This window comes from Pseudomonas sp. Soil_N_39 (genome assembly GCF_057655955.1).
On the sequence record NZ_JBDGLI010000003.1, the window covers coordinates 370,879 to 384,494 of the forward strand.

Below are 13,616 nucleotides of genomic sequence, written 5' to 3' on the forward strand. Positions count from 1 at the left end.
GTGCCGGATCAGTCAGCATTGATGTTGACTGACACACCGCTATCGCGAGCAAGCTCGCTCCCACAGGAGTCTTGCAGCGGCTGAAAAATTGAAGACCGCCGCAGATGCAATGCGGGTCAGCGTGTCGTTTAGTTATTTTTCTGTGTATCGACCCTTCGGTCGAACCGTTTATTTCAAGTTAAGGAGTGACACCATGCTGGTGATGCGCCCCGCGCAAATGGCTGATCTGGGCGAGGTACAGCGTCTGGCTGCGGACAGTCCGATCGGTGTCACTTCCTTGCCGGATGACGTGGAACGCCTGAGCGACAAGATCGCCGCAAGCGAAGCCTCGTTTGCCGCCGAAGTCAGCTTCAACGGCGAGGAAAGCTATTTTTTCGTCCTTGAAGACACCGCGACCGGCAAACTGGCCGGCTGCTCGGCCATCGTCGCGTCGGCCGGTTATTCCGAACCGTTCTACAGCTTTCGCAACGAGACCTTCGTTCACGCTTCCCGTGAGCTGAAGATCCACAACAAGATCCACGTGCTTTCCCAATGCCACGACCTGACCGGTAACAGCTTGTTGACCAGTTTCTACGTGGTGCCGGAGCTGGTGGGCTCGCCATGGTCGGAACTCAACTCGCGCGGGCGGCTGTTGTTCGTCGCCAGCCATCCGGAGCGGTTCGCCGATTCGGTGGTGACCGAGATCGTCGGCTACAGCGATGAGAATGGCGACTCGCCGTTCTGGGACGCCATCGGTCGCAACTTCTTCGACCTCAACTACGCCGCCGCCGAGCGCTTGTGCGGGCTGAAAAGCCGTACCTTCCTCGCCGAGCTGATGCCCCATTACCCGATCTACGTGCCGTTGTTGCCGGACGCCGCCCAGGAAGCCATGGGCCAGGTCCACCCGCGGGCGCAGATCACCTTCGACATCCTGATGCGCGAGGGTTTCGAGACCGATCACTACATCGACATCTTCGACGGTGGCCCGACCCTGCATGCCCGCGTCTCGGGGATTCGCTCGATCGCCCAGAGCCGCGTGGTGCCGGTCAAGATCGGCGAACCGGTCAAGGGCGCCGGTCGCCAATACCTGGTGGCCAATGCCCAATTGCAGGATTACCGCGCCGTGCTGCTCGAACTCGACTACGCGCCGGGCAAGCCTGTGACCCTGGACATGGAAGCGGCCGAAGCCTTGGGCGTTGGCGAAGGCGCCAGCGTGCGTCTGGTAGCTGTTTAACGCCTTACCGCTGAGTTTCGCGGGTGGCGCAAGCGACCCGTTTGAGGAGATAGCATGATCGTTCGTCCCGTACGCAGCAGCGATTTACCCGCTCTGATCGCTCTGGCCCGCAGCACCGGCACCGGCCTGACCACCTTGCCGGCCAACGAAGAGCGCCTGGCCCATCGGGTCGGCTGGGCCGAGAAGACCTTTCGCGGCGAAGCCGGGCGCGGTGACGCGGACTACCTGTTCGTGCTCGAAGACGATGACGGTCGCGTGGTGGGCATTTCCGCCATCGCCGGTGCCGTGGGGTTGCGTGAGCCCTGGTACAACTTCCGGGTCGGCCTGACGGTCAGCGCTTCCCAGGAATTGAACATCTATCGGGAAATCCCGACGCTGTTCCTGGCCAACGACCTGACCGGCAATTCCGAACTGTGCTCGTTGTTCCTCCATGCCGACTTCCGCAGTGGCCTCAATGGCCGGATGTTGGCCAAGGCGCGTCTGCTGTTCATCGCCGAATTCCCGAACCTGTTCGGCAATAAAATCATCGCCGAGATGCGCGGCATGTCCGACGACAGCGGGCGTTCGCCGTTTTGGGAAAGCCTGGGCCGGCATTTCTTCAAGATGGAATTCAGCCAGGCCGATTACCTCACCGGCGTGGGCAACAAGGCGTTCATCGCCGAGCTGATGCCCAAGTTTCCGCTGTACACCTGTTTCTTGTCCGAAGATGCCCGGGCCGTGATTGGCCAGGTTCATCCGGATACGGAACCGGCATTGTCGATGCTCAAGAGCGAAGGTTTCAGCTACCAGGGTTACGTCGACATCTTCGACGCTGGCCCAGCGGTGGAATGCGAAACCGGCAAGATCCGCGCGATTCGCGACAGCCAGGCGCTGGTGCTGGCCATCGGCACGCCGGGCGATGACGCCACGCCGTTCCTCATCCATAACCGCAAGCGCGAAGACTGCCGCATCACCGCTGCACCGGCGCGCTTCGCCGCAGGCACACTGGTGGTCGATCCGTTGACCGCCAAACGTCTTCAACTCAACGCCGGCGATCAGGTGCGTGCCGTCGCGTTGTCCGCTGCCCGGGAGTCGAAATGATGAACTCGTTGTACATCGCCGGTAGCTGGCTGGAAGGCCAGGGCGACCTCTTTGAATCGTTGAACCCGGTGACCCAGCAGGTGTTGTGGTCGGGCAACGGCGCCACGGCGGCGCAAGTGGAGTCGGCGGTGCAGGCCGCGCGCCAGGCGTTCCCGGACTGGGCACGGCGCTCGCTGGATGAGCGCATCCAGGTGCTGGAAGCCTTTGCCGCGTCCCTGAAAAGCCACGCGGACGAACTGGCCCAGTGCATTGGTGAAGAAACCGGCAAGCCGTTGTGGGAAGCGGCGACCGAAGTCACCAGCATGGTCAACAAAGTCGCCATTTCGGTGCAGAGCTACCGCGAGCGGACCGGCGAGAAGAGCGGCCCCCTGGGCGACGCCACCGCCGTGCTGCGCCACAAGCCCCACGGTGTGGTGGCGGTGTTCGGCCCCTACAACTTCCCCGGCCACTTGCCCAACGGCCACATCGTGCCTGCGCTGCTGGCCGGCAACAGCGTGTTGTTCAAGCCGAGCGAGCTGACGCCGAAAGTCGCCGAGCTGACGGTCAAGTGCTGGGTCGAAGCCGGCCTACCGGCGGGTGTGCTGAACCTGCTGCAAGGTGCCCGGGAAACCGGTATCGCCCTGGCGGCTAACCCGGGTATCGACGGGCTGTTCTTCACCGGCTCCAGCCGCACCGGCAATCTGTTGCACCAACAATTTTCTGGGCGCCCGGACAAGATCCTCGCGCTGGAAATGGGCGGTAACAACCCACTGGTGGTGGATGAGGTGGCGGACGTCGATGCGGCGGTCTACACCATTATCCAGTCCGCCTTCATTTCCGCCGGGCAGCGCTGCACCTGTGCGCGCCGCCTGCTGGTGCCGGAAGGCGCCTGGGGCGATGCCTTGCTGGCGCGCCTGGTGGCGGTCAGCTCGACTCTTGATGTCGGTGCCTTTGATCAGCAACCGGCGCCATTCATGGGCTCGGTGATTTCCCTGGGCGCGGCGAAGGCGCTGATGGATGCGCAAAACCATTTGCTGGGCAAAGGCGCCGTGCCGCTGTTGACCATGACCCAGCCGCAGCCCCAGGCGGCATTGCTGACGCCGGGTATCCTGGACGTGACGGCCGTGGCCGAGCGTCCTGATGAAGAGCTGTTCGGGCCGTTGCTGCAAGTGATCCGCTACAAAGATTTCGCAGCGGCAATCACCGAGGCCAACAACACGCAATATGGCCTGGCCGCCGGGTTGCTGTCCGATTCCCAGGAGCGTTACCAGCAGTTCTGGCTGCAGAGCCGCGCCGGTATCGTCAATTGGAACAAACAGCTGACCGGCGCCGCCAGCAGCGCACCGTTCGGCGGTGTCGGTGCCTCGGGCAACCACCGCGCCAGTGCTTATTACGCGGCCGATTATTGCGCGTATCCGGTGGCTTCCCTGGAGACACCAAGCCTTGTCATGCCGGCTGCCCTGACCCCCGGCGTGCGCATGTCTTGAGACCGCCATCGCGGGCAAGCCTTGCTCCCACAGGACTTATGCAAAACCTGTGGGAGCAAGTCTTGTTCCCACAGGACTTATGCAAAACCTGTGGGAGCAAGTCTTGTCCCCACAGGCGTTATGAAAACCTGTGGGAGCAAGGCTTGCCCGCGATAGCCGCGCTGCGGTGTTCGATCAACCGTTACTTGATGCCTATAAAAAAACAGATTCTCGTGGAGCCTCGCTGATGAAATCCTATGAAGTCAACTTTGACGGTCTAGTGGGGCCGACCCATAACTACGGCGGGCTCTCGTACGGCAACGTCGCGTCCCAGAGCAACAGTCAGCAGTCCTCCAACCCCAAGGAAGCGGCGCTGCAGGGCCTGGCGAAAATGAAAGCGCTGATGGACATGGGTTTCCAGCAAGGCGTGCTGGCGCCGCAGGAGCGCCCGGACGTGGCGGCCCTGCGCCGCTTGGGCTTTGCCGGCAGCGATGCCCAGGTCATCCAACAAGCCGCGAAAGAAGCGATGCCGCTGCTGGTTGCCAGTTGCTCGGCCTCCAGCATGTGGGTGGCCAACGCCGCCACGGTCAGCCCGAGCGCCGATACCGCTGATGGCCGCGTGCATTTCACCGCCGCCAACCTGAACTGCAAGTACCACCGCAGCATCGAGCATCCGACCACCAGTCGCGTGCTGGGGGCGATGTTCGCCAACCAGCAGCACTTCGCCCATCACGCGGCGTTGCCGGCGGTGGCGCAGTTCGGCGACGAAGGTGCGGCCAACCACACCCGTTTCTGCCGCGCCTACGGTGAGGCCGGCGTCGAATTCTTCGTCTTCGGTCGCAGTGCCTTCGACACCCGTTACCCCGCACCGCAGAAATACCCGGCGCGCCAGACCCTGGAAGCCTCCCAGGCCGTTGCCCGCCTGCATGGCCTGAGGGAGGAGGGCGTGGTGTACGCCCAACAGAACCCGTCGGTGATCGACCAGGGTGTGTTCCACAACGACGTGATCGCGGTGGGCAATGGCGAAGTGTTGTTCTATCACGAGGATGCATTCCTCGAGACCGACAAGATGCTGGCCGAACTGAGCAGCAAACTCGCCAAGGTCGGTGGGAAGTTTCAATCGGTGTGCGTGCCGCGTTCGGCGGTCACCGTCGATGATGCGGTACGTTCCTACCTGTTCAATAGCCAGTTGCTGTCGCGTCCCGACGGCTCGATGCTGTTGATCGTGCCGGAAGAATGCCGCAGCAACGAACGCGTCTGGCACTACCTGCAAGGCCTGACGGGCGCTGGCGGGGTCATCCGCGAAGTGAAGGTCTTCGACCTCAAGCAAAGCATGCAGAACGGTGGCGGCCCGGCTTGCCTGAGGTTGCGCGTGGCCCTCAATGAAACCGAGCTGGCGGCCGTCAACCCAGGGGTTATCATGACCGCGCCGCTGTACGATTCGCTGACCCAATGGGTCGAGCGCCACTACCGCGACCGCATGACCGAAAATGACCTGGCAGACCCGCAGTTGCTGCTCGAATGCCGTGCGGCACTGGATGAACTGACACAAATCCTTAAACTTGGCGCGGTTTATCCTTTCCAGATCAATTGAAAGCGCGCGCGACCTGACTACAGTCAAAGCAGGGCGCGTTGCCTTATCCCCAGACGAGAACGTAAAGACATGAGCGATACCCTGCAACTGATCCTTGAAGACACCGACGGCACCCAACTGGAAACCTCCTGCACCCGTGTCGCGGTGATGTGGCAAGGCAAGGAGTTGTGGATCCAGCAGGACGGCCGCGGTCAGCTGCTGATCGGCGTCGATGTCGAAGAAGGGGATGAGGAATACGCCAACCTGTTGTTGCGTCCATTGGCGACCAACCTGGTCAGCCTGCAACTGGAAATGGAACCGGCGGACGTCGGCGACGATGACCATGTCCATGGCCCGGATTGCGGCCACGACCACTAAGGAAACCGCGCTATGCTCGCCCTCGGCAAACTGCTTGAACTGACCCTCGCCGGCCGTGAACCGGCGGAGAAGACTCAACTGACTGTCGAAGGCGTACGGATGCGCTGGTTGAGCGAGGGCGCGCTGGAGGTCAAGCCGCCCGAAGCCCGGGATAACGGCCTGGACCTGCTGCTGTCGGCCGGTATTCACGGCAACGAAACCGCGCCGATCGAATTGCTCGACCGTCTGTTGCACGACATTGCCCGTGGCGACCTGAAACCGCGGGCACGCATTCTGTTCCTGTTCGGCAACCCCGAGGCCATCCGGCGCGGTGAGCGTTTCGTCGAACAGGACGTCAACCGGCTGTTCAATGGCCGCCATGAACTGAGCGGCGGTCCTGAAGCGTTGCGAGCCTGTGAACTGGAGCGGCTGGCTGCCAGTTTCTTCAGTCGGCCGGAACGCAGCCGCTTGCACTACGACCTGCACACCGCGATTCGAGGCTCGAAGATCGAGCAGTTCGCCCTCTACCCATGGAAAGAAGGTCGCCAGCATTCACGCCGTGAACTGGCGCGCCTGCGTGCCGCGGGCATGGAGGCGGTGTTGCTGCAGAACAAACCGTCCATCGTCTTCAGTGCCTACACCTACGATCAGCTCGGCGCCGAGTCCTTCACCCTGGAACTGGGCAAGGCCCGGCCATTCGGACAGAACGACGGGGTCAACGTCAGCCTGCTGGAAACCCGGCTGCAACAGATCATCGAAGGCAACGAGCCGGAGCTGGATGAAGGGCTCGACGGCCTTCAACTGTTCAGCGTGGCGCGGGAAGTCATCAAGCACAGCGACAGCTTCCGCCTGAACCTGCCGGCGGATATCGAGAACTTCTCCGAGCTTGAAAAAGGTTATGTGCTGGCTGAGGACATCGCCCAGACCCGCTGGGTGATCGAAGAGGAGGGCGCGCGGATCATCTTCCCGAACCCCAGGGTGAAGAATGGCTTGCGGGCCGGGATTTTGATCGTGCCGGCGACGGACGAAAACCTGATTTAAAGCCCCCACAAACCAATGTGGGAGCGAGCTTGCTCGCGATAGCGGTGGATCAGTCAATGCTGAAGGTGACTGACACTCCGCCATCGCGAGCAAGCTCGCTCCCACAGGTTTTTTTGCAGCTTTTAGACCGCTACCGCCCGCTGTTCACTACGCCGCAACGCCCGGGTCTTGTGCAAGGTATCGGCGCAGGTCTTCGCCGCTTCCTGGCCCTTGTGCACGAAATGCTCGAAGAAAAACTTCTGATGTTCTTCCCCAGCATGAAAGTGATGCGGCGTGAGCACGACCGAGAACACCGGCACTTCGGTTTCCAGCTGTACCTGCATCAGGCCGCTGATCACCGATTGGGCGACGAACTCGTGACGATAGATGCCGCCGTCCACCACCAGGCCGGCGGCGACGATGCCGGCGTAGCGGCCTGACTTGGCCAGCAGCTTGGCGTGCAGCGGAATCTCGAAGGCGCCGCCAACTTCGAAGAAGTCGATGTCGCTTTCCTGATAACCCTGGTTGATCATTTCGGCGACGAAGCCTTTACGGCTTTGGTCGACGATTTCCTTGTGCCAGCAGGCCTGGATGAACGCGACGCGCTCGCCCGGGTGACTTTTGCTTTTGCTGTCGATTGCAGTGGGTTGCATGTTCTGGTTCCTGTTTGTGTGAAAAACAGGGCGTCATGAATCGAAGGGGATTCGAGGGTACGCCGCGCACGGACAGTCGCAGTCGGCCCTTGGGTGCCAATCCCGTTCTCTCTTCATCCGGACTATGACCGTCGGCCCCGGGATCACACCGGGTCTGCTGACCTTGTCGCTACACCGCCAAAGCTGTGTATCGCCAAGCGCTCGCGGGCTATGCACGTTGCGTGCAATTACCGCCGGTGGGGAGTTACACCCCGCCCTGAGAACGTTTTTGCCGCCATGGTTTGTGGCAGCGGAGGATTTTTAACACATAACCCCCTGTGGGAGCGAGCCGTGGGAGCAAAGCTTGCTCGCGAAAGCGGTGGGTCAGTCAACATCAATACTGTCTGACCCGACGCCATCGCGAGCAAGCTTTGCTCCCACGGCACACAAGGGGAGTGTTGCCCTTTCCGTCGATCAGACTTGATTATTCCGCGCCATGCCCGCAGTAATTGCCCTTCGAAAGGGAATTCCCCCACCAGAACCCGAGGCCAGATTCATGAGCGTTATCGATCTTCGCAGCGACACCGTCACCCAACCTACCGCCGGCATGCTCGACGCCATGGCCAGCGCGCCGACCGGCGACGATGTGTACGGCGAAGATCCGACTGTCAATCGCCTCGAAGCCGAACTGGCCGCGCGCCTGGGCTTTGCCGCAGCGCTGTTCGTGCCCACGGGCACCATGAGCAACCTGTTGGGGTTGATGGCCCACTGCGAGCGCGGCGACGAATACGTCGTCGGCCAGCAGGCTCACACCTACAAATATGAAGGTGGCGGGGCGGCGGTGCTCGGTTCGATCCAGCCCCAGCCCCTCGAGGTGCAGGCGGACGGTTCCCTGGACCTGGCGCACGTCGCCGCGGCGATCAAGCCCGATGACTTTCACTTTGCCCGCACTCGCCTGCTGGCCCTGGAAAACACCATGCAGGGCAAGGTGCTGCCTCTGGAATACCTGGCCCGGGCCCGGCGCTTCACCCAGGAACATGGCCTGGCCCTGCACCTGGACGGGGCGCGGTTGTACAACGCTGCGGTCAAGTTGAATGTCGATGCCCGGCAAATCACGCAACATTTCGACTCGGTGTCGGTGTGCCTGTCCAAGGGCCTTGGCGCTCCGGTGGGCTCGGTCCTGTGCGGCAGCGTCGAGCTGATCGGCAAGGCCCGTCGGCTGCGCAAGATGGTCGGGGGTGGAATGCGCCAGGCCGGCATTCTTGCGGCTGCGGGGCTGTATGCCCTGGAGCATCAGGTCCAGCGCCTGGCCGACGACCACGCCAATGCCCAACGGCTTGCCGAGGGCTTGCGTGCGGCGGGCTACGAGGTCGAGCCGGTGCAAACCAACATGGTCTACGTCCAAATGGGCGAGCGGGCCGAGGCGATCAAGGCGTTTGCCGATGAACGGGGCATCAAGCTCAGCGCGGCGCCACGCCTGCGAATGGTGACGCACATGGACGTAAGCTCGGCGCAAATCGACCAGGTGATCGCCACTTTCGTCGAATTTTCCTGCCAATGACCTGGCAACCGGGCCAATTGACAGTTTCTATCGCATAAACACGCTGTACCCCACGCGCAGGGCCGATATAATGCGGCCCTTTGCCGTTGCTTCGTCTGTTGACGTTTTGCACAGGCCTTTGGCCGCAGCCTCCGTGGAAGAACCTAATGAAAAGCGCAGAAATCCGTGAAGCCTTCCTTCGCTTCTTCGAAGAGCAAGGCCACACCCGAGTAGCCTCCAGCTCTTTGATTCCGGGCAATGACCCGACCCTGCTGTTCACCAACGCGGGGATGAACCAGTTCAAGGACTGCTTCCTGGGTCAGGAAAAACGTGCCTACACCCGTGCGGTGAGCAGCCAGAAATGCGTGCGCGCCGGCGGCAAGCACAACGACCTGGAAAACGTCGGTTATACCGCTCGTCACCACACCTTCTTCGAAATGCTGGGTAACTTCAGCTTCGGCGACTATTTCAAGCGCGACGCCATCACCTTCGCCTGGACCTTCCTGACGTCCGACAAGTGGCTGAACCTGCCCAAGGAAAAGCTTTGGGTAACGGTCTACGCCACCGATGACGAAGCCTATGACATCTGGACCAAAGAGGTCGGCGTCCCGGCAGAGCGCATGGTGCGTATTGGTGACAATAAAGGTGCGCCTTACGCCTCCGACAACTTCTGGACCATGGGCGACACCGGCCCATGCGGCCCATGCACCGAGATCTTCTACGATCACGGCGCCGACATCTGGGGCGGCCCACCCGGCTCGCCGGAAGAAGACGGCGACCGCTACATCGAGATCTGGAACAACGTGTTCATGCAGTTCAACCGCACCGCCGATGGCGTGTTGCATCCGCTGCCAGCGCCGTCGGTGGACACCGGCATGGGCCTGGAGCGGATCAGTGCGGTGCTGCAGCACGTTCATTCCAACTACGAAATCGACCTGTTCCAGAGCCTGCTGAGCGCGTCGGCCAAGGCCATCGGTTGCACCAACGACAACCAGGCTTCGCTGAAAGTCGTCGCCGACCACATCCGTTCCTGCGGCTTCCTGATTGCCGACGGTGTGCTGCCTTCCAACGAAGGTCGCGGCTATGTGCTGCGTCGGATCATCCGTCGCGCCTGCCGTCACGGTAACAAACTGGGCGCCAAGGGCAGCTTCTTCTATCAGATCGTCGCGGCATTGGCGGCCGAGATGGGCGACGCCTTCCCGGAGCTCAAGTCCCAGCAGGCGCACATCGAACGCGTGCTCAAGGCTGAAGAAGAGCAATTCGCCAAGACCCTGGAGCAAGGCCTGAAGATCCTCGAGCAGGACCTGGCCGAACTCAAGGGCAACGTGGTCCCGGGCGACGTGGTGTTCAAGCTGTACGACACCTACGGTTTCCCGATGGACCTGACCGGCGACATCGCCCGCGAACGCAACTTGACCCTCGACGAGGAAGGGTTCGAGCGCGAGATGGAAGCCCAGCGGGTGCGTGCGCGTTCCGCCAGCTCCTTTGGCATGGACTACAACAGTCTGGTCAAGGTTGACGTGGCCACCGAGTTCACCGGTTATGCCGGCACCACCGGCTCGGCCAAGATTGTCGCCATCTATAAGGACGGGCAATCGGTCGACATCCTGAGCGAAGGCCAGGAAGGCGTGATCGTGCTGGACAAGACCCCGTTCTACGCCGAATCCGGCGGCCAGATCGGCGACAGCGGTTACCTGCAGGCGGGCAGCTCGCGTTTCGACGTGCGTGACACCACCAAGACCGGTGGTGCGTTCCTGCACCACGGGGTGCTGGCGTCGGGCAGCTTGATGATTGCCGCTCCGGTGGCCGCCCATGTCGACGCCGAGGTTCGCCATGCCACGTCGCTGAACCACTCCGCCACGCACTTGCTGCACGCAGCGTTGCGCCAGGTGCTGGGCGAGCATGTCCAGCAGAAGGGCTCGTTGGTGGACAGTCAGCGCCTGCGCTTTGACTTCAGCCATTTCGAAGCCATCAAGCCTGAGCAACTCAAGGCGCTGGAAGACATCGTCAACGCCGAGATTCGCAAGAACTCCCCGGTGGAAACCGAAGAAACCGACATCGAGACTGCAAAGCGCAAAGGCGCGATGGCGTTGTTCGGCGAGAAATACGGCGACAGCGTGCGTGTGCTGAGCATGGGCGACTTCTCCGTTGAGCTGTGCGGTGGCATCCACGCCAACCGGACTGGCGATATCGGTTTGATGAAAATCATCAGTGAAGGTGGCGTGGCCTCCGGCGTGCGTCGGATCGAAGCGGTCACCGGTGCTGCGGCCCTGGCGTACCTCAACGCGGCCGAAGAACAACTCAAGGAAGCGGCAACCCTGATCCGGGGCAGCCGCGACAACCTGATCGACAAGCTGTCGGCAGTGCTGGAGCGCAACCGACTGCTGGAAAAGCAACTCGAGCAGTTGCAGGCCAAGGCTGCCAGCGCCGCGGGCGACGATCTGTCGGCCCAGGCCGTGGATGTAAAGGGCGTGAACGTGTTGGCCGTGCGTGTGGACGGTCAGGATGGCAAGGCGCTGCTGGCGCTGGTCGATCAATTGAAAAACAAACTCGGCCGCGCAGTGATCCTGCTCGGCAGTGTCCATGAGGAAAAGGTCGTTCTCGTCGCAGGCGTGACCAAAGACCTGACTGGCCAACTCAAAGCCGGTGATTTGATGAAGCAGGCCGCTGCGGCAGTGGGCGGCAAGGGCGGTGGTCGTCCGGACATGGCGCAAGGCGGCGGTACCGACGTCGGCGCACTGGACGCGGCACTGGCCCAGACCGTTGCATTCGTAGAGCAGGGTATTTAAGGCAGCGTCGCGGGCTCGTGGTCTAGTGACGAGCCCAGCCGCTGTTTGAGTGATTATTGGGCGCCCTTCATGGGCAGAGGCGGCTTTGAAATGGCTTTGATCGTACAGAAATTTGGAGGCACCTCGGTCGGCACTGTCGAGAGAATCGAACAAGTCGCCGACAAGGTTAAGAAATTCCGTGAAGCGGGCGATGACCTGGTGGTTGTGTTGTCGGCAATGAGCGGCGAGACCAACCGTCTGATCGATCTGGCCAAGCAAATCAGCGGCGACCAGCAACCGGTTCCCCGTGAGCTGGACGTGATCGTTTCCACCGGCGAGCAGGTGACCATCGCCTTGTTGGCCATGGCGCTGATCAAGCGTGGTGTGCCAGCGGTGTCCTACACCGGCAACCAGGTGCGTATTCTGACGGACAGCGCGCACAACAAAGCGCGTATCCTGCAGATCGATGACCAGAAGATTCGCGGCGACCTGAAGGCTGGCCGTGTCGTGGTCGTCGCCGGTTTCCAGGGCGTGGACGAGCAGGGCAACATCACCACCCTCGGCCGTGGTGGTTCCGACACCACGGGCGTAGCGCTGGCAGCGGCTCTCAAGGCTGACGAGTGCCAGATCTACACCGACGTGGACGGTGTCTACACCACCGACCCGCGGGTCGTGCCTGTGGCTCAGCGCCTGGACAAGATCACGTTCGAAGAAATGCTCGAAATGGCCAGTCTCGGCTCGAAGGTGTTGCAGATCCGGGCGGTTGAATTCGCCGGCAAGTACAACGTTCCGCTGCGCGTTCTGCACAGCTTCAAAGAGGGTCCGGGCACCCTCATTACTATCGATGAAGAGGAATCCATGGAACAGCCGATCATTTCCGGCATCGCTTTCAACCGCGATGAAGCCAAGCTGACCATCCGTGGCGTGCCAGACACCCCCGGCGTGGCGTTCAAGATTCTCGGTCCGATCAGTGCCGCGAACATCGAAGTCGACATGATCGTGCAGAACGTGTCGCACGATAACACCACCGACTTCACCTTCACCGTGCACCGCAACGACTACCAGTCTGCCGAAGCGATCCTGAAAAAGACCGCTGGCGAGATCGGTGCCCGGGAAGTGGTGGGTGATACCAAGATCGCCAAGGTCTCGATCGTCGGTGTCGGCATGCGTTCCCACGCAGGTGTAGCCAGCCGCATGTTCGAATCCCTGGCCAAGGAAAGTATCAACATCCAGATGATCTCTACCTCGGAAATCAAGGTTTCCGTGGTCATCGAAGAGAAGTACCTGGAACTGGCCGTGCGCGCCCTGCACACGGCTTTCGAACTCGACGCTGCTGTCCAACCGGGCGAGTAAAGCGTTGTCTTGAGGGCGCGGCTGGACCGCGCCCTTTGTTTTTCTGAATGGCGCGTCCCAAAACTGTTCTTTTGCCCGCGCTGGTCAATACTAGGCCTGTAGGCTTCGACCGTTTCGGTTGTAGGTCCAATGCCTTTTTTTTGCAGACTGTTGTCCCTTAAGTGAATTGCGTGAGGAGAAAGGTATGCTGATTCTGACCCGTCGGTGTGCAGAAAGCCTGATTATTGGCGATGGCGAAATCACCGTGACCGTGCTCGGCGTCAAAGGAAACCAAGTGCGTATCGGCGTCAACGCCCCGAAAGAGGTTGCTGTACACCGGGAGGAAATTTACCTGCGTATCAAGAAAGAGAAGGACGACGAACCAAGCCATTAATTTTTATCGATTTTTATGTTTGCAAACGGGGATGAAGGTGGTTAATATACGCCCCGTGTTGCGGAGAGCTGGCCGAGTGGCCGAAGGCGCTCCCCTGCTAAGGGAGTACACCTCAAAAGGGTGTCGGGGGTTCGAATCCCCCGTTCTCCGCCATTATTCGTTTAGTGCGTCAAAACCTGGCTTGTTCAGTAAGTGATTGAAATTACTGAAAAAAAGCGCTTTACAAAAGGATTTGACGACCTATAATGCGCGGCAACAAATG

Annotated in this window: 11 protein-coding genes, 1 tRNA gene and 1 riboswitch; of the genes, 11 read left to right on the forward strand and 1 reads right to left on the reverse strand. The window is 61.1% G+C overall.

The features are described from left to right. Positions 1 to 193 precede the first annotated feature (193 nt). The 6 genes from aruF (at position 194) to astE (ending at position 6,709) form a co-directional block, all read left to right on the forward strand. A complete protein-coding gene (gene aruF / locus AC3A5O_RS06470) occupies positions 194 to 1,213 on the forward strand; it encodes an arginine/ornithine succinyltransferase subunit alpha (RefSeq protein WP_003178851.1) in 1,020 nt (339 codons plus the stop codon). A 54-nt stretch (positions 1,214 to 1,267) separates the two neighbouring features. Further along, entirely contained in the window at positions 1,268 to 2,293 is a 1,026-nt protein-coding gene (astA, locus tag AC3A5O_RS06475) for an arginine N-succinyltransferase (protein ID WP_122569287.1), read from the forward strand. Further along, a complete protein-coding gene (gene astD, locus AC3A5O_RS06480) occupies positions 2,290 to 3,759 on the forward strand; it encodes a succinylglutamate-semialdehyde dehydrogenase (protein WP_487752977.1) in 1,470 nt (489 codons plus the stop codon). Before astA ends, astD begins: the two co-directional genes overlap by 4 nt. 226 nt (positions 3,760 to 3,985) lie before the next feature. Further along, positions 3,986 to 5,332 carry an N-succinylarginine dihydrolase gene (gene astB / locus AC3A5O_RS06485; RefSeq protein WP_122569285.1) on the forward strand — a complete coding sequence of 449 codons (1,347 nt, stop codon included), beginning with the start codon at positions 3,986 to 3,988 and terminating at the stop codon, positions 5,330 to 5,332. A 69-nt stretch (positions 5,333 to 5,401) separates the two neighbouring features. Further along, entirely contained in the window at positions 5,402 to 5,689 is a 288-nt protein-coding gene (locus AC3A5O_RS06490) for a hypothetical protein (protein ID WP_003178862.1), read from the forward strand. Positions 5,690 to 5,701: 12 nt separating this feature from the next. Next, complete coding sequence (astE, locus tag AC3A5O_RS06495) at positions 5,702 to 6,709, forward strand: succinylglutamate desuccinylase (protein WP_122569284.1); 1,008 nt, start codon at positions 5,702 to 5,704, stop codon at positions 6,707 to 6,709. Between the two features lie 122 nt (positions 6,710 to 6,831). Here astE and AC3A5O_RS06500 read toward each other — a convergent pair whose 3' ends face one another. After that, positions 6,832 to 7,341, reverse strand: coding sequence for a 6,7-dimethyl-8-ribityllumazine synthase (locus AC3A5O_RS06500; protein ID WP_122569283.1), 510 nt, complete (start codon positions 7,339 to 7,341; stop codon positions 6,832 to 6,834). A 100-nt stretch (positions 7,342 to 7,441) separates the two neighbouring features. Beyond that, positions 7,442 to 7,609: riboswitch (FMN riboswitch) on the reverse strand. Between the two features lie 267 nt (positions 7,610 to 7,876). On the opposite strand from AC3A5O_RS06500, the gene ltaE reads away from it, so the two are divergent. The 5 genes from ltaE to AC3A5O_RS06525 all read left to right on the forward strand — a co-directional run bounded on the left by ltaE (position 7,877) and on the right by AC3A5O_RS06525 (position 13,507). Then, on the forward strand, positions 7,877 to 8,881 hold the full coding sequence (gene ltaE / locus AC3A5O_RS06505) for a low-specificity L-threonine aldolase (RefSeq protein WP_487752978.1): 1,005 nt from the start codon (positions 7,877 to 7,879) through the stop codon (positions 8,879 to 8,881). A 146-nt stretch (positions 8,882 to 9,027) separates the two neighbouring features. Next, on the forward strand, positions 9,028 to 11,649 hold the full coding sequence (alaS, locus tag AC3A5O_RS06510) for an alanine--tRNA ligase (RefSeq protein WP_305468152.1): 2,622 nt from the start codon (positions 9,028 to 9,030) through the stop codon (positions 11,647 to 11,649). A 90-nt stretch (positions 11,650 to 11,739) separates the two neighbouring features. Continuing rightward, positions 11,740 to 12,981 (forward strand): aspartate kinase, encoded by a 1,242-nt coding sequence (locus tag AC3A5O_RS06515; protein ID WP_122569280.1) that lies wholly within the window; start codon positions 11,740 to 11,742, stop codon positions 12,979 to 12,981. A 184-nt stretch (positions 12,982 to 13,165) separates the two neighbouring features. Continuing rightward, entirely contained in the window at positions 13,166 to 13,354 is a 189-nt protein-coding gene (gene csrA, locus AC3A5O_RS06520) for a carbon storage regulator CsrA (protein ID WP_003178872.1), read from the forward strand. Positions 13,355 to 13,416: 62 nt separating this feature from the next. Next, positions 13,417 to 13,507 (forward strand) — tRNA-Ser (locus AC3A5O_RS06525). The last annotated feature ends 109 nt before the right edge of the window (positions 13,508 to 13,616 follow it).

What these genes read in the sequence shown, in the direction of transcription:
- ltaE (WP_487752978.1), top strand. Translation starts at nt 7,877, where the DNA reads ATGAGCGTTATCGATCTTCGCAGCGACACCGTCACCCAACCTACCGCC.
- astE (WP_122569284.1), top strand. Translation starts at nt 5,702, where the DNA reads ATGCTCGCCCTCGGCAAACTGCTTGAACTGACCCTCGCCGGCCGTGAA.
- astD (WP_487752977.1), top strand. Translation starts at nt 2,290, where the DNA reads ATGATGAACTCGTTGTACATCGCCGGTAGCTGGCTGGAAGGCCAGGGC.
- astA (WP_122569287.1), top strand. Translation starts at nt 1,268, where the DNA reads ATGATCGTTCGTCCCGTACGCAGCAGCGATTTACCCGCTCTGATCGCT.
- alaS (WP_305468152.1), top strand. Translation starts at nt 9,028, where the DNA reads ATGAAAAGCGCAGAAATCCGTGAAGCCTTCCTTCGCTTCTTCGAAGAG.
- aruF (WP_003178851.1), top strand. Translation starts at nt 194, where the DNA reads ATGCTGGTGATGCGCCCCGCGCAAATGGCTGATCTGGGCGAGGTACAG.
- astB (WP_122569285.1), top strand. Translation starts at nt 3,986, where the DNA reads ATGAAATCCTATGAAGTCAACTTTGACGGTCTAGTGGGGCCGACCCAT.
- AC3A5O_RS06515 (WP_122569280.1), top strand. Translation starts at nt 11,740, where the DNA reads ATGGCTTTGATCGTACAGAAATTTGGAGGCACCTCGGTCGGCACTGTC.
- csrA (WP_003178872.1), top strand. Translation starts at nt 13,166, where the DNA reads ATGCTGATTCTGACCCGTCGGTGTGCAGAAAGCCTGATTATTGGCGAT.
- AC3A5O_RS06500 (WP_122569283.1), bottom strand. Translation starts at nt 7,341, where the DNA reads ATGCAACCCACTGCAATCGACAGCAAAAGCAAAAGTCACCCGGGCGAG.
- AC3A5O_RS06490 (WP_003178862.1), top strand. Translation starts at nt 5,402, where the DNA reads ATGAGCGATACCCTGCAACTGATCCTTGAAGACACCGACGGCACCCAA.